This is a genomic window from Micromonospora sp. NPDC005173 (genome assembly GCF_040608515.1).
In the GTDB taxonomy this organism is placed as follows: Bacteria; Actinomycetota; Actinomycetes; order Mycobacteriales; family Micromonosporaceae; genus Micromonospora.
Genome location: NZ_JBEXIK010000013.1, coordinates 65151 through 82491 on the forward strand (window position 1 = coordinate 65151; position 17341 = coordinate 82491).

Annotated in this window: 17 protein-coding genes; 11 read left to right on the top strand and 6 right to left on the bottom strand. The window is 74.3% G+C overall.

Features of this window, described 5'->3' with window-relative positions; translation table 11 throughout:
• The first annotated feature begins 37 nt into the window (after positions 1-37).
• The 4 genes from ABZV00_RS17105 (at position 38) to ABZV00_RS17120 (ending at position 3145) form a co-directional block, all read left to right on the top strand.
• Positions 38-730 (top strand): ABC transporter ATP-binding protein, encoded by a 693-nt coding sequence (locus tag ABZV00_RS17105; protein ID WP_355607236.1) that lies wholly within the window; start codon positions 38-40, stop codon positions 728-730.
• On the top strand, positions 727-1920 hold the full coding sequence (locus ABZV00_RS17110) for an ABC transporter permease (RefSeq protein ID WP_355606966.1): 1194 nt from the start codon (positions 727-729) through the stop codon (positions 1918-1920). The genes ABZV00_RS17105 and ABZV00_RS17110 overlap by 4 nt, the downstream gene beginning before the upstream one ends.
• 21 nt (positions 1921-1941) lie before the next feature.
• Positions 1942-2505 carry a hypothetical protein gene (locus ABZV00_RS17115; RefSeq protein WP_355606968.1) on the top strand — a complete coding sequence of 188 codons (564 nt, stop codon included), beginning with the start codon at positions 1942-1944 and terminating at the stop codon, positions 2503-2505.
• Between the two features lie 67 nt (positions 2506-2572).
• The gene (locus ABZV00_RS17120) at positions 2573-3145 is read left to right on the top strand and encodes a nucleosidase (RefSeq protein WP_355606971.1); all 573 of its coding nucleotides are present in this window, start codon (positions 2573-2575) and stop codon (positions 3143-3145) included.
• Between the two features lie 18 nt (positions 3146-3163).
• Here the strand turns inward: ABZV00_RS17120 and ABZV00_RS17125 are convergent, their stop codons facing one another.
• The gene (locus ABZV00_RS17125; protein WP_355606974.1) at positions 3164-4345 is read right to left on the bottom strand and encodes a low temperature requirement protein A; all 1182 of its coding nucleotides are present in this window, start codon (positions 4343-4345) and stop codon (positions 3164-3166) included.
• 186 nt (positions 4346-4531) lie between these two features.
• Here ABZV00_RS17125 and ABZV00_RS17130 point away from each other — a divergent pair, with 186 nt between their 5' ends.
• The 4 genes from ABZV00_RS17130 (at position 4532) to ABZV00_RS17145 (ending at position 7875) form a co-directional block, all read left to right on the top strand.
• On the top strand, positions 4532-5398 hold the full coding sequence (locus tag ABZV00_RS17130; protein WP_355606976.1) for a S1 family peptidase: 867 nt from the start codon (positions 4532-4534) through the stop codon (positions 5396-5398).
• A gap of 87 nt (positions 5399-5485) precedes the next feature.
• Entirely contained in the window at positions 5486-6514 is a 1029-nt protein-coding gene (locus tag ABZV00_RS17135; RefSeq protein WP_355606979.1) for a sugar kinase, read from the top strand.
• Between the two features lie 3 nt (positions 6515-6517).
• On the top strand, positions 6518-7261 hold the full coding sequence (locus tag ABZV00_RS17140) for an IclR family transcriptional regulator (RefSeq protein ID WP_355606982.1): 744 nt from the start codon (positions 6518-6520) through the stop codon (positions 7259-7261).
• Positions 7258-7875, top strand: a complete 618-nt coding sequence (locus tag ABZV00_RS17145) for a bifunctional 4-hydroxy-2-oxoglutarate aldolase/2-dehydro-3-deoxy-phosphogluconate aldolase (protein WP_355606985.1) — start codon at positions 7258-7260, stop codon at positions 7873-7875. The genes ABZV00_RS17140 and ABZV00_RS17145 overlap by 4 nt, the downstream gene beginning before the upstream one ends.
• Before the next feature lie 53 nt (positions 7876-7928).
• Here ABZV00_RS17145 and ABZV00_RS17150 read toward each other — a convergent pair whose 3' ends face one another.
• The 5 genes from ABZV00_RS17150 to ABZV00_RS17170 all read right to left on the bottom strand — a co-directional run bounded on the left by ABZV00_RS17150 (position 7929) and on the right by ABZV00_RS17170 (position 13609).
• Complete coding sequence (locus ABZV00_RS17150) at positions 7929-8501, bottom strand: GNAT family N-acetyltransferase (RefSeq protein ID WP_355606988.1); 573 nt, start codon at positions 8499-8501, stop codon at positions 7929-7931.
• Positions 8491-10554, bottom strand: a complete 2064-nt coding sequence (locus ABZV00_RS17155; protein ID WP_355606990.1) for a penicillin acylase family protein — start codon at positions 10552-10554, stop codon at positions 8491-8493. The genes ABZV00_RS17150 and ABZV00_RS17155 overlap by 11 nt, the downstream gene beginning before the upstream one ends.
• A gap of 55 nt (positions 10555-10609) precedes the next feature.
• On the bottom strand, positions 10610-11434 hold the full coding sequence (locus ABZV00_RS17160) for an ABC transporter ATP-binding protein (RefSeq protein WP_328416091.1): 825 nt from the start codon (positions 11432-11434) through the stop codon (positions 10610-10612).
• 29 nt (positions 11435-11463) lie between these two features.
• On the bottom strand, positions 11464-12492 hold the full coding sequence (locus tag ABZV00_RS17165; protein WP_355606994.1) for an iron chelate uptake ABC transporter family permease subunit: 1029 nt from the start codon (positions 12490-12492) through the stop codon (positions 11464-11466).
• Positions 12493-12568: 76 nt separating this feature from the next.
• Positions 12569-13609, bottom strand: a complete 1041-nt coding sequence (locus tag ABZV00_RS17170) for an iron chelate uptake ABC transporter family permease subunit (protein WP_355606997.1) — start codon at positions 13607-13609, stop codon at positions 12569-12571.
• A 158-nt stretch (positions 13610-13767) separates the two neighbouring features.
• Here ABZV00_RS17170 and ABZV00_RS17175 point away from each other — a divergent pair, with 158 nt between their 5' ends.
• The 3 genes from ABZV00_RS17175 to ABZV00_RS17185 all read left to right on the top strand — a co-directional run bounded on the left by ABZV00_RS17175 (position 13768) and on the right by ABZV00_RS17185 (position 17309).
• Positions 13768-14799 carry an ABC transporter substrate-binding protein gene (locus ABZV00_RS17175; protein WP_355607000.1) on the top strand — a complete coding sequence of 344 codons (1032 nt, stop codon included), beginning with the start codon at positions 13768-13770 and terminating at the stop codon, positions 14797-14799.
• Positions 14800-14803: 4 nt separating this feature from the next.
• Positions 14804-15661, top strand: a complete 858-nt coding sequence (locus ABZV00_RS17180; RefSeq protein WP_355607002.1) for a siderophore-interacting protein — start codon at positions 14804-14806, stop codon at positions 15659-15661.
• A 103-nt stretch (positions 15662-15764) separates the two neighbouring features.
• A complete protein-coding gene (locus tag ABZV00_RS17185) occupies positions 15765-17309 on the top strand; it encodes an aspartate aminotransferase family protein (protein ID WP_355607239.1) in 1545 nt (514 codons plus the stop codon).
• The last annotated feature ends 32 nt before the right edge of the window (positions 17310-17341 follow it).

Genomic DNA, 17341 nt, shown 5'->3' on the forward strand with positions numbered 1-17341 from the left:
GGGAAACGTGTCACGCCAACCGGTCCTGGACGTCCGGATGCTGACCAAGGTGTACGGCGAGGGCCCGGCCGCGGTGCACGCCTTGCGCGGGGTCTCGCTGGCCGTCACCGCTGGCGACTATGTGGCCATCATGGGCTCCTCCGGCTCCGGCAAGTCGACCCTGATGAACATCCTCGGCTGCCTCGACGTGCCCTCCGGCGGGCAGTACCTGCTGGACGGGGTGGACGTCGGCCGCCTCGCCGACCGTCAGCTCGCCCTGGTCCGCAACCGGCTCATCGGCTTTGTCTTCCAGGCGTTCAACCTGATTCCGCGGACCAGCGCGCTGGCCAACGTCGAGTTGCCACTGGCGTACGCCGGGGTACGGGCCGGCCAGCGGCGGCAGCGGGCGCTCGCCGCGCTGGACGCCGTGGGACTGGCCGATCGCGCGAACCACCAGCCCAACCAGCTCTCCGGTGGCCAGCAGCAGCGAGTCGCGGTGGCCCGGGCGCTGGTCACCGAGCCGGCACTGGTGCTGGCCGACGAGCCGACCGGCAACCTGGACAGCCAGTCCACCGAGGACATCCTGGCCGTCCTCGACCAGCTCAACGCGGCCGGCCGGACCATCGTGCTGATCACCCACGAGTCGGAGGTGGGTGCCCGGGCCGGGCGTCTGATCCGGCTGCTCGACGGGCAGGTCCGCTCGGACGTCCGGCAGGGCGGGCGGCACACGACGGCGGGGTTTGGCCGATGAACCTCGCCGAGACCGTCCGGTTCGCGCTGCGCGGTGTGGCCGCCAACAAGCTGCGTTCGGCGCTGACCATGTTGGGCATCCTGATCGGCGTCGCCGCGGTGATCCTGCTGGTCGCCGTCGGCAACGGCTCTGCCCAGGCGATCACCGACCGGATCGAGGCGCTGGGCACCAACACGCTGACCGTGACCGGCACCAACCGGGGCGGCAGCGCCGGCGGGCTGACCCTCCAGGTCGCCGACGCGCTCGCCGACCCGGTGCTCGCGCCCGATGTACGGTCGGTCTCCCCGCTGGCCACCACCAGCACCACCCTGACCTTCGAGGGGGCCGACCACGAGGTGTCGCAGTTCGTCGGCACCCGGCCGAGCTGGTTCACCGCGGCCAACTCGCCGGTGGCCAGCGGCACCGCGTTCAGCGCCGACGACGAGGCGCAGGGCCGCCGGGTGGTGGTGCTCGGTCGGACCGTGGCCGACGAGTTGTTCGCCGGGGTGGACCCGGTGGGTCGGCAGGTGACCGTGGGCGGCGCGCTGTTCACCGTGGTCGGGGTGTTGGCGGAGAAGTCCTCGACCGGCTTCCAGGACGCCAACGACACCGCGATCGCTCCGCTGCGGGCGGTACGCGAGGTGCTCACCGGGTACGGGCCGCTCAGCTCGATCCTGGTGGAGGCGAGCGATCCGGATCGGGTGTCGGCGGCGCAGGGGCAGATCTCCACCGTGCTCGCTCAGCGCCTGCCGGCGTCCACCTCGGGCAGCACCCCGTACCGGATCCAGAACGCCGCGCAGCTGTTGCAGACCCAGTCCGAGACGGCCGACACGTTCACCGTGCTGCTGGGCGCGGTGGCCGCGATCAGCCTGCTGGTCGGCGGCATCGGCATCACCAACATCATGTTGGTGACGGTGACCGAGCGGACCCGGGAGATCGGCATCCGCAAGGCGCTCGGGGCACGCCGGCGTACCGTGCTCACCCAGTTCCTGGTGGAGGCGACCCTGCTGAGCCTGCTCGGTGGGGCGCTCGGGGTGGCGGCGGCGCTGATCGGTGCCCGGTTCACCATCGTCGGCGTCCACCCGGTGGTCGTGCCCAGCTCGGTGGGGCTGGCCCTCGGGGTCTCGGTCGCGATCGGCCTGTTCTTCGGCGGCCTTCCGGCGGCCCGGGCGGCCCGGCTGCGCCCCATCGACGCCCTGCGCTACGAGTAGGCCGACATGCGAGGAACCGACATGGACAGCAGCGACACCGTCATCTTCGACCGGGTGGACGACCACCCGGTGGCCTCGGCGGGGGCCCCGGATCGCGACCTGACCGCCGCGCTCGCCGCAGCGGCGCCGCGCCGCTGGTGGAACCGGGCAACCCCGGCGCTCGGCGCGCTCGTGCTGGTGCTGGCCGGTTTCCTGGGCGGGGTTCACGTGCAGCAACGCTGGGGTGAGCCGTCGAGCACCACCGGGTCGGGGCGGGCCGGCTTCCCGGGTGGTGTTCCCACCGCCTTCCCGGGCGCCGGCGGGCGTGGCCAGAGCGGCGCCGGGCCGAGCGGCACGGGTGAGACCGGTGGCGCGACCGCGCCGGCGACCACCAACGGGAAGGTGAAGCTGGTCGACGGCGGAACGCTCTACCTGGAGACCGCCGACGGCACCGTGATCACCGTGCGCACCACCGACGACACCGAGGTCCGCACCACCAAGGCCAGCAAGCTGAGCGGCCTCAAGGCCGGACAGAGCGTCACCGTGCAGGGTGGCCCGGCGACCGACGGCACGGTCACCGCCACCGCGGTCACCGCCGGGGGCTGACCGGCGCTCGCGCCGAGCCCGCCGAACCGGCCGAGTATCCCGCCGGGGCGGCCCGTACGATGCTCCGGTGATTCTTCGGGGTACGGTCCGCGCCGATCGTCCGCTGGTGGTGCTCGCCGTCGAGGAGGAGGCCCGGTACCTGCCGCCGGAGCTGCCGGTGCTGCTCACCGGGATGGGCAAGGTGAACGCCGCCAGCGCGGTGGCGGCGGTGCTGGCCGGCGGGCCGCGCCCCGCCCTGCTGCTCAACCTGGGCACGGCGGGCGCGTTACGCCCCGGCTGGACCGGGATCCACGAGGTGGCCACCGTGCTCCAGCACGACCTGGACACCGCCCTGCTGCGCACGCTCACCGGCCAGACCTACGGCGCGCCGCTGCCGCTGGCCGCCGAGGGCGCGGTGCTGGCCACCGGCGACACGTTCGTGGCCGACGACGCCGCGCGGGACCGGTTGGCGCAGCGCGCCGACCTGGTCGACATGGAGGGGTACGCGGTCGCCTGGGCCGCCAACCAGGCCGGCGTGCCGTGCCGTCTGGTCAAGCAGGTCAGCGACGAGGCGGGGGAGGGTGCGGCCCGGACGTGGCGGGAGTCGGTCGACGCCTGCGCCCGGGACCTCGCCGACTGGACCGGTCGGCACCTCGACTGATCCGGCCGCCCCGGCGGCTCAGGGTTGCGGTCGCCGCATCTGCAGCCCCGGTCTGGTCAGCGGGACATTGCTCGCCGGGACCAGGGCGGCGCCGGCCAGCCCGAGCGCAACGACCACGGTGACCAGCAGCGGCGGCCAGCCACCGGCCCACGGGAGCGCCAGCACCGGCAGCAGCAGCCAGACCAGCCGCCGCCACGGCACGATGGCGGTCACCAGATAGGTGAACAGGATGCGCCCGATCACGAACAGCGCCGGGCCACCGAGGATCAGCACGAGCCACCGCGTCGGCGTCGTTCCGGTCGGCCGCTCGGCGACCAGGTCGAAGGAGGCCGCCGTGGCGACCACGCCGGCCAGCATCACCAGATGGGTGTACGGGGCCAGCCGGGCCGCTCGCCTCGCGTCGGCACCGGCCTTCAGCAACTCGCCAGCTCGGAAGACGTAGATCTGCCAGAGCATCAGCATGGTGGCGAAGGCGCAGAGCAGGGCCGCGAGCCGGAAGCGGTCGAAATGCGTCCGGCTGACCTCCAGGATGGGCACCAGGATGATATCGCCGAGGGCCAGGATGATGAACTGCTGGTACCGCTCGCCCAGGTGCCCGGTGGTCCGCTCGTACTGGTCGAGGGGCACCCGGCCCAGCCAGGGCATCGGGTACCGGACGGCCGCAGAGACCAGGTCGATCGCTATCGCGACGGTCCAGAGCCTCCAGTTCGGCGATCCGGCCACCGCTCCGGTGATCCAGAAGACGCCGGAGACCAAGAACCAGAACATGAACCGCGAGGCCCGCTCCATGGCCGCCCGGTGCCGCTGTCGGTGCAACGTGGTGACCAGGACGACGCCGCGCACCACGTGCGTGGTGACGTACGCGATCGCGAAGACCATCGCGTGCCCGGCGGACAGCATCGGCAGTGCCGCCGCCATCCCCACCGATCCCACCATGGCGACCATCAGGATGGCCTGGATCGGACGCTGATCCGGGTCGTAGAACTCGGTCGTGGTCGAGGTGACCGACCAGGTCCACCAGATCGCCGCCAGCGTCAGCAGCACCGGCCCGGAGCCGCTCCAGGAGTCGCGTTCGGCGATCAGCTTCGAGACCATGGCGAGGGCGGCCACGAAGACCACGTCGAAGAGGAGTTCCAGCAGCGTGGCCCGGGCCGACCCGTCCGGGCGGCGTACCAGCGCCGCAGTGCCTCCGGTGGTCATGCCCGGCCTCCCGCCGCGTCTCCGAGGATTATCGGCGGCACCGGCGCGGCCCGTCCCCGGATCGGCGATTCCCACCGACCCGCCCCCAGGCTGGTCACCCGCGCGTCCGGCCCGAGGTTGCCATGGCGTCAGCCGTCGGGTGATGCTTGACGGCATCCATATATCTCGATCTCTTCGGAGGTTCGGATGCGCCGCTCCCCGCTCGTCGCCCTCGTCCTGACCGCACTCCTGCTCGTCGCGCCCGGCGCGGCGCAGGCCGCCGTCCCCGACCGGGCCGCCCCCGCCGCGTCCGTCGCCGACCCGGCCGCGCTGGCCGGGGTACGCACGCCCGGCACCGCCTGGGGCCTCGACCCGGCCACCGGCCGGCTGACTATCACCGTCGACGACACCGTGGCGCCCGCCGAGGTGGCGGCGCTGCGCACGGTGGCCGGCCGGGCCGGCGCGTTGCTGCGCCGGGAGCCCGGAACGCTGTGCACCCTGATCGCCGCCGGACAGGGCATCTACGGCGGTGGCGGCCGCTGTTCGCTCGGCGCCAACGTGCGCAGCGGCAGCACCTACTACGTGATCACCGCCGGCCACTGCACCACTGTCGCCAGTGCCTGGTACGCCGACAGCGCGCAGACCACCGTGCTCGGCACCCGTACCGCCACCAGCTTTCCCAGCAACGACTACGGCCTGATCCGCTACACCGGCCGGATCGCCCATCCCAGCGCGGTCTACACCTACCCCGGCCTGCTGACCATCTACGGCGCCGGCAACGCGTACGTCGGTCAGGCGGTGTGCCGCAGCGGCTCCACCACCGGGGTGCGTTGCGGCACCGTCACCGGCCTCAACCAGACCGTCAACTACGCCAGCGGCGATGTGGTCTACGGCCTGATCCGTACCAACATCTGCGCCGAGCCGGGCGACAGTGGCGGGCCGCTCTACGTGGCGGCCACCGGCACCATCCTCGGGATCCTGTCCGGCGGCAGCGGCAACTGCACCTCCGGCGGCACCACCTACTACCAGCCGATCAATGAGGTGCTCGCCGCGTACGGGCTGACGCTGCCCTGACTTCCGTTGCGCAGAGCGCAACGGGTTGCTCGTCCTGCGCAACGCACATAGGCTCGGCGGCACCCCGAACCCCCGCCGGGAGGACGTGTGCCGACCCCTGACTCCCGACCCGACCACGCGACCGACCCGGCCGGCCTCCCACCGGTCGAGGTGGCCACGGTGGGGGAGACCATGGTGGTGCTCTGCCCCGCGCCGGGCGAGCAACTGGAGCACGCCGAGCGGGTCGCCGTGTCGGTCGGCGGCGCGGAGTCCAACATGGCCGGCTACCTGGCCCGGCTCGGACACCGGGCGACCTGGGTGAGCCGGGTCGGCGACGACCCCTTCGGCCGGGCCGTCGTCCGGCACGTCGCCGCCGCCGGTGTCCGGGTCGACCTGGTGACCGTCGACCCGGCCGCTCCCACCGGGCTGTACGTCAAGGACCCGGGCCCGGCGTCGACCGCCGTGCACTACTACCGGGCCGGCTCGGCCGCGTCCCGGCTGGACCGGGCGGTACTGGCCGACCCTCGGCTGGCCGGCGTCCGGGTGCTGCACCTGTCCGGGATCACCCCGGCGCTCTCCGCCTCCTGCCGAGCCCTGGTCGAGCACGCGGTGACCGACCGGCCGCTGCCGGGCGCGCTGATCAGCTTCGACGTCAACCACCGGGCCCGGCTCTGGCCGGCCGACCGGGCCGCCCCGGTGCTGCGCGACCTCGCCGACCGCAGCGACCTGGTCTTCGTCGGCCAGGACGAGGCGGACGCCCTGTGGGGCACCGCCGACCCGGCCTCGGTGCGCCGGCTGCTGCCCGGGCCGGAGACGGTCGTGGTCAAGGACGGCGCGGTAGGCGCCACCGCCCTACCCCGTGACGCCGATCCGGTTTTCGTCCCGGCTCCCCGGGTGACGGTGGTGGAGCCGGTCGGCGCCGGGGACGCGTTCGCCGCCGGCTATGTGGCCGGGCTGCTGCGCGGCCTCGACCCGGTACGCCGGCTGCGCCTCGGTCACCTGGTCGCGGCTCAGGCGCTGGGCAGCAGCGGCGACAACGCCCCGGTGCCGCCGTGGGCCTGGTTCGACCGGCTGCTCGACGCCCCCGTCGAAGCCTGGTCGCCGCTGGACCTGACCGGCGTGCGAGCGGAGGTCTGAGGCGTGTCGCAGAGCGTCGGCCGGGCGATGCGGGTGCTGGAGCTGCTGGCCCGTGAGCCTGCCCAGCTCGGTGACGTCGCCGCCCATCTGGGAGTGCACAAGTCCACCGCGCTGCGCCTGCTGCAGACCATGGAGACCGGTGGTTTCGCCCGACGCCGCGACGGCGGCTGGGCTGTCGGGCTGCGGCTGATCGGTCTCGCCCAGCAGGCCCTGGACTCCCTGGACGTGCGCACGGTGGCCCACCCGCACCTGGCGGCGCTCGGCCGCGACTGCGGGCACACCATCCACCTGGCCCAACTGGTCGACGACGAGCTGGTCTACGTGGACAAGATCGAGGCCCGTGGCCAGGTGCGGATGTACTCCCAGATCGGGCGCACCGCGCCGTTGCACGCCAGCGGGGTGGGCAAGGTGGTGCTGGCGTTCTGCCCGGAGCCCCGGCTGACCGGGCTGCTCGACCGCACCGAGCTGCGCGCGTACACCCCGGGCACCATCTGCGACCCGGCGGCGCTGCGCGCGGAGCTGGCAGCCGTCGCCGACCGGGGCTGGGCCGCCGACGACGGCGAGTTCGAGCCGCTGATCACCTGCGTGGCGGCCCCGGTGCGGCAGGCCGACGGCGCGGTCACCGCGGCCGTGTCGGTGACCGCGCCGACGGTGGTCGCCACCCTGGCCGACCTGCGACGCCTGCTGCCCCGGCTGCTGGCCACCACGCAACAGATCTCCCGCGACCTCGGATGGAGTGGACCATGACCACAGCGGACTTCGAGCACATCTTCGGCGCCGCCCGCGTGATGGCGATCCTGCGCGGCCTGCCGGTGGCGGAGACCGTCCGGCTCGCCGGCCGGGCCTGGGACCTCGGCATCGACGTGGTGGAGGTGCCGGTGGCCACCGCCGACGCGGTGCCGGCGCTGCGCGCCGCCGTCGAGGCGGGCGCTGAGCGCGGCCGGATCGTCGGCGCCGGCACCGTGCTCGGCGTGGAGCAGGTCGCCGCGGCGGCCGACGCCGGGGCGGCGTTCACCGTCGCGCCCGGCCTGGACCTGGCGGTCGCCGACGCCGCCGCAGCGCGCGGCCTGCCCCACCTGCCCGGCGTGGCCACCCCGACCGAGGCACAGCAGGCGATGCGACACGGCCTCACCTGGCTCAAGGCGTTCCCCGCGATCTCCCTCGGGCCGGCCTGGTTCCGGGCCGTTGCCGGCCCACTGCCGCACCTACGCTTCGTCGCCACCGGCGGCCTCGACGCCGACAACGCCGGTGCGTTCCTCGCCGCCGGCGTGCGGGTGGTGGCGGTCGGCTCCGCGCTGTCCGACCCGAACCAACTCGACCGCCTGGCCGACCTGGTCGCCCTCGGAGCGCCCACCCGCTGACCCCCGGACGGGATGCCCCGCGCACCCCGGCGTGCTTCCCGATGAGGACGGCGTCAGCCGGTGACCGCCGCCCGGTCCAGGAAGAACAGTCGCGCGCGCTTCTCCGGCAGGTCGATCAGCGGGCCGGACTGGAACCCGGTGCGCAGCAGCCGGTCGAGGATCTTGTCGTTGCGGGCGTCCGGCTCCATCACGATCCGCAGTCGGGCCGGATCGGCGAGGACGAAGTCCAGGATCGCGCCGAGCAGCGCGCCGGTGAAGCCGCGCTCGACCGTCACCGGTGGCCCGATCAGCAGGTGCATGCCGACGTCGCCGGGGCGCACGTCGTAGCACTCGCCGACCGGGTCGGCCTCGGGCTGGTAGGTCTGCACCAGCGCCGCCGGCACGCCGTCGCGGTGCACCAGGTACGCGTGGTGGGTGGCCAGCGAGTCCAGGTACGCGTAGATCTCGTGCACCCGGTCGCGGCTCGCCTCGCGCATGCCCCAGAACCGGGCCCGTTCCTCGGTGACCCAGCCGTGCAGCAGGTCGACGTCCTCGTCCGGCCGCACCAGTCGGATGGTCACCACCCCGAACCCGGTGACGTCCTGCCGGTAGTGGTGCTGGTCGGCCCTCATCGCGTCAGTACTCATCTCGCTCCTCGGTGAGCTGATCCCAGTCGGTGGTCACCGGCAGCAGGTCGCCGGCCAACCACGCGGCGTTCTGGTCGTCGTGGTGTGGGTCGCCGGGCACCCCGCAGACGCCCAGCGGGACCACCCAGCGACTGTCCTCCCGCCGCGCCAGGTCCCAGACGAAGCGCGCCGCCGGCCCGCGTGCGCACCAGTGGGTGACCCCGGGCACGCTGGAGGTGGCCAGCACGCAGTCGTGGTCGCCGTCCAACCGGGGACCTGGCCCGGCGTCCGGATCGGGCAGCGCCCGCCACGGTGCCAGCCGGTGCAGGTCTCCCCAGCGCGTCTGTCCGTTCGCCGCACCGGTCGGGCCGGCGACCTCCTCGGCCGCCGCGCCCACCAGCGCCGCCACGTCCAGGCCGGGTAGCCGGGCGGTGCCCAGCAGGTGCTCCAGCGCGTAGCCGACCCGCGGCGTCAGCGCCAACCAGGGTGCGAACACCTCCGGGTACGCCGGCGGCTCGGCCAGCGCGGCCACCGCCGGGTGGGTGGCCAGCCGGCGGACCACGGCCGCCCGCAGGGTGGCGAAGTCCGCGGCGTCGGTGCTGTCGGCGGCCATCCGTCGGTCCCAGCGCAGCAGCCGGTCCCGCAGCGCGGCGGCGGTCGGGCCGAGCGCGGTCACCGCAGCCAGTACGGCCAGCAGCCGGCCGGCCGAGCCGATGTACGTGTCGGTGTGCACGGCGGCCAGCCGCTCGGCCGTCCAGCCGTCACCGGCGTCGAGCAGCTCGGCGATCCGGCGCGCCCGGTGTGGCGGGGCGAACTCGACCCCGAGCGGCGCCGCCAGCCCGCGCTCGTTGGCCATCACCGCGCGGTCGACCACCTCGGCGTGGGGCAGCGGCGCGTACCAGCCGCGCCAGGCGTGCTCGGCCCGCCAGGCCGGGACCACCCGCCGGCCGTTCTCCGGATGCCGCACCGGCACCGCGCCGGCGACCCGGTGCAGCAGCCCGCCGGCGGTGTCCGCCGCCTGCACCACGTTGACCGGCTCCACCCAGTGCCGCAGCGCCCGGTCCACATCGCCCACAGTCCGGGCGCGCAGCAGCTCCGGCAGCGCCGCGAAGCCGAGCTCGGCGCGGACCCGGGGCGGGTAGCGAAGGCTGATCGCGGTCGGCTCGTCCGGCCCGCCGGCGATCACCGGCCCCCGATCGGTCTCCACCACCTCGACCTCGACCGGGTCCGCCCCGGCCACCTCGATCATCTCGACGTGGACGTGCGCGGGTCGCCAACCGTCCGGGCCGAGCGCCCGCACCTCGTCGCCGTGCCGGCGTAGCTGCTCGGCGTACAGGTCCTGGTAGTCGGCCATGGCGCTGGTGATGGCCCAGGCCACCGCGCCGGTGTGCGCGAAGTGGGCGATGCCCGGCACGCCCGGCATCGCCAGCCCGACCACGTCGTACTCCGGGCAGGCCAGCCGGATCTGCTGGTAGACGCCGGGATCCTCGATGAACCGGTGCGGGTCGCCGGCGAGCAGTGCGGCGCCGGTGCCGGTCCGCCCGGCGGCGAGCAGCCACCCGTTGCTGCCGGCGACGGCCGGGCCGTCGGTGGCGAACAGGTCGACCGCGGCCGGGCCGAGCCGGTGCGCCACGTGCTCGCGCCAGAGCTTGGAGGGGAACCCGGCGAACAGGATGTGGTGGCCCAGCCAGACCGCCAACGGGGTCCACGGCTGCCACCGGCCGGGAGTCAGCCCGGCGGCGGCGAACTCGGGCGCTCGGGCCGCCCCAGCGGCAAGACCGGCGTTCACCCCGGACACGTACGCGGCCACCCAGGCGGCGGTGGCCGGGTCGAGCGCGGCGTGGCAGCGGCGGGCGGTGTCGTCGAGCCGGACCTGCCGGGCGAAGCGGTCCCAGCCGAGCGCGTCGGCGCCGAGGAAGGCGGCGCTGGTGCCCTGGGCCCGGTGTCGCTCCACCTCGATCTGCCAGGCCCGGTCGTACGCGGTCACCCGGCCCTGCGCCGTCGCCAAGGCGAGCGGGTCGTCGGCCCGCAGGTGCGGCACGCCCCACCGGTCGCGGAAGCGTCCGGCGGTCACGCCGCCGCCATCCGGTACGGGCGGGTGGTCGCGCCGGTCACCCGGCGCGCGCGGGTCACGCCGGCTCCGGGGCGGGCGCGGTGGCCCGGCGCCGGGCGGCGGGGATGACCAGCGGGGTGCCGGTCTCGGGGTCGTCGATCACCCGGCAGGGCAGCCCGAAAACCTCGGCCACCAGGTCGGCGGTGACCACCGACGCCGGCTCCCCGGCGGCCACCACCCGCCCGTCGCGCATGGCGATCAGGTGGGTGGCGTAGCGGGCCGCGTGGTTGAGGTCGTGCAGCACCGCGACCAGCGTGCGTCCCTGCTCCTCGTGCAGCCGGGCGCAGAGGTCCAGGATCTCGATCTGGTGGGCGATGTCGAGGTACGTTGTCGGCTCGTCGAGCAGCAGCAGCGGGGTCTGCTGGGCCAGCGCCATGGCGATCCAGACCCGCTGCCGCTGGCCGCCGGAGAGCTCGTCCACCGGCCGGTCGGCGAGGTCGTCGACCCCGGTGGCGGCCATCGACTCCTCGACCACCCGCTCGTCCTCGCGCGACCACTGCCGCAGCAGCCCCTGATGGGGGTAGCGGCCCCGGGCGACCAGCTCGGCGACGCTGATCCCGTCGGGCGCGATCGACGACTGCGGCAGCAGGCCGAGGGTGCGGGCCACCTTCCGGGCGGGCAGATCGTGGATGTCCCGGCCGTCCAGCAGGACCGTTCCGACGGTCGGGCGCAGCATCCGGGACAGCGCCCGCAGCAGAGTCGACTTTCCGCAGGCGTTCGGGCCGATGATCACGGTGAACGACTGGTCGGGCACCGCCACGGTCAGGTCTTCGGCGATCGTGCGCCGGTCGTAGGCGAGGGTCAGCGCGGTGCCGCCGAGCCGGGAACTGCCGGGGTGCATGGGTGCTCCTTCGAAGGCGTCGCGGGTGTTCACAGCCGACCCGCCCGGCGTTCCATGGCCAGCAGCCAGACCAGGTAGCCGCCGCCGATCACTCCGGTCACCACACCGACCGGAAGCTGGTGCCCGGCGAACGCGCGCTGGGCCAGCAGGTCGGCGCCGACCAACAGCGCCGCGCCGACCGCCATCGACGGCAGCAGGTTCGGGCCGGGCGCCCGGGTCAGCCGCTTCGTCACGTGCGGCGCGACGAGCGCCACGAAGGACACCGGTCCCGCGGCGGCCGCCGCGAACGAGACGAGGAGCACCGCCGCGGCCAGCAGGATCAGGCGTAGCTGGCGTACCGGCACACCGAGGGCGCTGGAAGTGTCGTCGCCCAGCTCCATCATCCGCAGCGCCGGTCCGCAGCCGACGAGCACCAGCGGCCCCAGAACGGCGGTGACGACGAGCAGTGGCCCCGCGTTGGCCCAGCCCCGCCCGTCCAGGCTGCCGGTCAGCCAGAGCACCGCGCGGGCCGCGTCCATCAGCGGCGCCCGGGTCAGCAGGTAGCCGTTGACGCCGGTGAGAATCGCGGCGACGCCGATGCCGACCAGGATCAGCCGGTAGCCGTGCACCCCGCGCCGCCAGGCGAGGGCGTAGATCAACAGGCCGGTGGCGAGCCCGCCGGCCACCGCCGCGCCGGCCAGCGCCAGGCTGCCGCCGCCGAGGACGACCACCACCAGCGCGCCGGTCGACGCGCCCTGGGTGAAGCCGAGCACGTCCGGGCTGCCGAGCGGGTTGCGCACCAGCGACTGGAACACGGTGCCGGCCAGCGCCAGCGCCGCGCCGACCAGCAGTGCGGTGACCAGCCGGGGCAGCCGCAGCTCGTTCACGATGAAATGCTCCGCCGGGGTGCCGCCGCCGGTGAGCGTACGCAACACGTCGGCCGGGCCCATCGGGTAGTCGCCGCTGCCCATGGCCACCAGGCCCAGCCCGGCGGCGAGTAGCGCGGCGCCGGCGCCAACGGCCAGCGCGCGGGGGCGGAACCGCAGCGAAAGCCCGCCAGGGGTACGGATGACGGTCACGCCACAGCTCCGCTTCGCTCCGCGGTGGCGCGACGCGCCACGGTGCTGAGCCTGCTGGTCCGCTCGCTGCGCTCGCTCACGGGTGGGCCACCCGCCCGCGCGCGACCAGCCAGAGGAAGAGCGGGCCGCCCAGCACGGCGGTCACCATGCCGACCTGGAGTTCACCCGGTCGGCCCAGCACCCGGCCCAGCACGTCGGCGCCGAGCAGCAGCACCGGGGAGAGCACCGCGCAGTACGGCAGCAGCCAGCGCAGGTCGGGGCCGGTCAGGGCCCGGACCAGGTGCGGCACCAGCAGCCCGACGAAGACGATCGGGCCGCAAGCGGCGGTCGCCGCTCCGCAGAGCAGGGTGACCGCGACGATCACGGCGGCCCGGATCAGCGCGGGTCGGGCACCCAGGGCCCGTGCCGCGTCGTCGCCGAGCGCGAGGGCGTTCAGCGGGCGGGCGGCCCCGAGCGCGACCAGCAGGCCGACCAGGATGAACGGCAGCACCCGGGTCACGGTCGCGGAGTCCGCGCTGGCCAGTGAGCCGACCGTCCAGAACCGCAGCCGCTCCAGCGAGGCGGTGTCCAGCAGCATCACCGCGCTCACGTACGAGTAGAGGGTGGCGTTCAGCGCCGCGCCGGCCAGTGCGAGGCGGGCCGGGGTGGCGCCGCGTCCGCCACCCACGGCGTAGACCAGCGCGGTGACCACGGCCGCGCCGAGCAGCGCGAACCAGACGTACCCGCCGATGGCGGTGACGCCCAGGAAGGCGGCCGCGGTGGCGACGGCGGCGGACGCGCCGGCGTTGATGCCGAGCAGCCCGGGGTCGGCCAGCGGGTTGCGGGTGAGGGCCTGCATCACCGCGCCGGCGACTCCGAGCGCCGCGCCGGCGAGCAGCCCGAGCAGGGTGCGCGGCAGGCGCATCCGGTGCACCACGGCGTACTCGGCGGCGTCGTGGTGCAGCAACCCGGACCAGACGTCGCCGAGCGGCATGGCCTTCGCGCCGACGGCGATGCTGAGCAGGAGGACCACGCCGAGCAGCGCCACGGCGCCGACCAGGCCGGCGGCGCGGGCCGCCTGGCGACCGCGCCGCGCCGGCGGTGGTGCGGGGGGTGGTGCCGCCGACCCAACCGGCACGGATCGTGCCGAGCGGATGACGGAGGGTGTGGCGTCCAGTGTGGGCTCCGGGGGGTGTGGCGACACGGCGTACCGCTGTTGACAAAGGCCGAGGTTAGGCTAACCTAACCCCGCTGTCCTGGTCGACCCCGGCCATCCCCTGATCGAAAGACGACACCATGCCCGATGCTCTGTCCGCCCGTCGCCTCTCTCGCCGTGGGCTGCTGGCCGCCGGTGGCGCCGCCACGCTGGCCGCCCTGCTCGCCGGCTGCGGCAAGGACGACGACGCAAAGCCCGCTGCCAGCAACGGAAGTGGTCCCTGGTCGTTCACCGACGACCGCAACCAGAAGATCGACGCGGCGGCCCGCCCGGCCCGCGTGGTTGCCTTCACCGGCGTGGCGGCGGCCCTGGTCGACTTCGGTCTCGACAAGCAGATCGTCGGCGTGTTCGGCGAGACCAAGCGCGCCGACGGCACGGCCGACCCGCAGGCCGGTGACCTGAACGTCGAGTCGGTGGAGATCCTGGGCAACGTGTGGGGCGAGTTCAGCCTGGAGAAGTACGCGGCGCTGCGCCCCGAGCTGCTGGTCACCCACATGTACGACCCGGACGCCCTCTGGTACGTGCCGGACGAGAGCAAGGCCAAGATCCTGCCGCTGGCGCCCAGCGTGGCGATCACCACCGCCCGGGTGCCGATGACCAAGCCGATCGAGCGGTACGCCGCCCTGGCCGAGTCGCTCGGCGCCGACCTGTCGGCCAAGAAGGTCACCGACGCGAAGGCCCGCTTCGACGCCGCCTCCGAGGCGGTCCGCCAGGCGGTCAAGGCCAACCCGGGTATCAAGGTGATGGCCTGCTCCGGCAGCCCCGACCTGTTCTACGTCTCCAACCCCAAGGTGAGCACCGACCTGATGTACTTCGCCGAGCTGGGCGTGGACATCGTGATCCCCACCAAGCTCGAAGCCGGCGACTACTTCGAGGCGCTCAGCTGGGAGAACACCGCCAAGTTCCCGGCCGACCTGATCCTGCTGGACAACCGCAGCACCGCCCTGCAGCCCAAGGACCTCGCCGCCAAGCCCACCTGGCAGCAGCTGCCGGCGGTCAAGACCAACCAGGTGACCCCGTGGGACGCGGTGCCCCGCTTCTCGTACGCCGGGTCCGCGCCACTGCTGGAGAACCTCGCCACCGCCATCCGGAACGCGAAGAAGGTCAGCTGACGCCATGAGTACGAGCACCGTCGAGCCTATCGCCCTCCAGTACCGCTTCTTCGCCGCGCACGTCGTCCGGGCCCGCCGGGTCGGGGCTTCACTGGTACGGGTCACACTCGGCGGTGCGGAGCTGGCCGGGTTCGCCGGCGGCGGCCGGGACCAGAGCGTCTCGCTGTTCCTGCCGCACCCCGGGCAGGACGCCCCGGTGGTGCCGATCGAGCTGGGCGACGACTGGTTCGGCGCCTGGCGGGCACTTCCGCCGGACATCCGCGCGGTGATGCGCTCGTACACCATCCGGGAGCACCGCCCGGCCGCCGCCGAGGTGGACATCGATTTCGTCAGCCACGGCGACACCGGCCCCGCCTCGCGCTGGGCCGGTCAGGCCGGGCCCGGTGACCGGTTGCTGCTGCTCGGCCCGGCCGTGCGGGACAACCGCAGCGTCTGCTTCCGCCCGCCGGACGACACCGACGTCGTCCTGCTGGCCGCCGACGAGACCGCGCTGCCGGCCGCCGCCGGCATCCTGGCCTGGCTGCCCGCCGGCACCCGGGTCCGCGCCTGGATCGAGGTGCCGGCCGCCGCCGACATCGGTGAGCTGCCCACCGCGGCGGACGCGGAGATCCGGTGGATCGTGCGGGGCAGCACCCCACCCGGCAGCGACCTGCTGGTCACCGCGATCCGTGGCGCCCGGCTGCCCACCGGCACCCCGTACGCCTGGATCGCCGGTGAATCCGGCGCGGTGCGGGCACTGCGCCGACACCTGGTCGGCGAGCGGGGCATCGACCGCCGACGGGTGACCTTCGCCGGCTACTGGCGACGCGGGGCATCCGAGGAAGACCTGCGCGCCGAGGCGCTGGTCGGCGCCACCGCCTGAGCGGCGACCCATCTGAAGGCAGCACGGCCCCCGGCGCGCACGAACGCGCCGGGGGAGGGTTCCGGCTGCCCATCGTCGAGAACGTGGAGGACATCCCGTGACTGTGCCGACGTACCCCGTCAAGACCACCGCACCGCCACCGGCGCCGGCTGCCGCTCCGGCCGCCGCGCGAGCCCAGCTGCTCCACGACGGATCGGTCGAGCAGTACCGGCGGACACTCGCCGCCGGCGTCGACCGGGTCGCCCGCCGGGTGGCCACCGTGGACCAGCCCGGCACCGGGATCACCCCAGCCGAGCTGGCCCCCCTGGTCGACCGCGTCGACCTGGACCGGCCGCTCGGCGACGCCAGCGCCGCGCTGGACGAGCTGGAGGACGTCTACCTGCACGACGCCGTCTGGTTCCACCACCCCCGCTACCTCGCCCACCTCAACTGCCCGGTGGCCATCCCGGCGCTGCTCGGCGAGGCGGTGCTCACCGCGGTCAACTCCTCGCTGGACACCTGGGACCAGAGCGCCGGGGCCACCCTCATCGAGCGGCGGTTGATCGACTGGACCGCCAACCGGATCGGCCTCGGCCCGAACGCCGACGGCGTGTTCACCAGCGGGGGCAGCCAGTCCAACCTGCACGCGCTGCTGCTGGCCCGCGAGGAGGCGTGCGCCGCCGCGACCAGCCCGGCGGACCGCGCCGAACTGCTGCCCCGGCTGCGCGTCATCACCTCCGCGGCCGGCCACTTCAGCGTGCAGAAGTCGGCCAAGCTGCTCGGCCTCGCCCCGGACGCGGTGATCGCGGTGTCCACCGACCCGCAGCGGCGGATCCGGCCCGCCGCCGTCCGCGACGAGATCGCCCGGTGCCGGCAGGCCGGGCTGGTGGTGATGGCCGTCGTCGGCACCGCCGGCACCACCGACTTCGGCTCCATCGACCCGCTCGCCGAGCTGGCCGGGATCTGCGCGGTGGCCGGCGTCTGGCTGCACGTGGACGCCGCGTACGGCTGCGGGCTGCTGGTCTCGCCGACCCGCCGGCACCTGCTCGACGGCATCGAGCGGGCCGACTCGGTGACCGTCGACTACCACAAGTCGTTCTTCCAGCCGGTCAGCTCCAGCGCGCTGCTGGTCCGCGACCGGCAGGTGCTGCGGCACGCTACCTACCACGCCGACTACCTCAACCCGGCGCGAATGGTGGAGCAGCGGATCCCCAACCAGGTCGACAAGAGCCTGCAGACCACCCGCCGCTTCGACGCGCTGAAGCTCTGGCTGACCCTGCGGGTGATAGGCCCGGACGCGCTCGGCGCGCTCTTCGACGAGGTGGTCGACCGGGCCGCCGACGCCTGGGAACTGGTCAGCGAGGATCCCCGCTTCGAGGTGGTCACCCGCTCGGCGCTCAGCACGGTGGTCTTCCGCTACCTGCCCACCGGCCAGGGCCGGGAGCTGGCCGACGCGGCCAACCTGCACGCCCGGGAGGCGCTGGCCGCCTCCGGTGCCGCGCTGGTCGCCAGCACCCGGGTGGACGGGCGGCACTTCCTGAAGTTCACCCTGCTCAACCCGGCCACCACGGTCGAGGACGTCGGGCACGTGCTCGAGCTGATCGCGACCCACGCCGGCCGGTACGTGCACGACCGGGCCGCCGCTGACCTGACCTGCCACGTCGGCTGATGCCGGTGTCCCCGAACCCGCGGCTGGAGGGC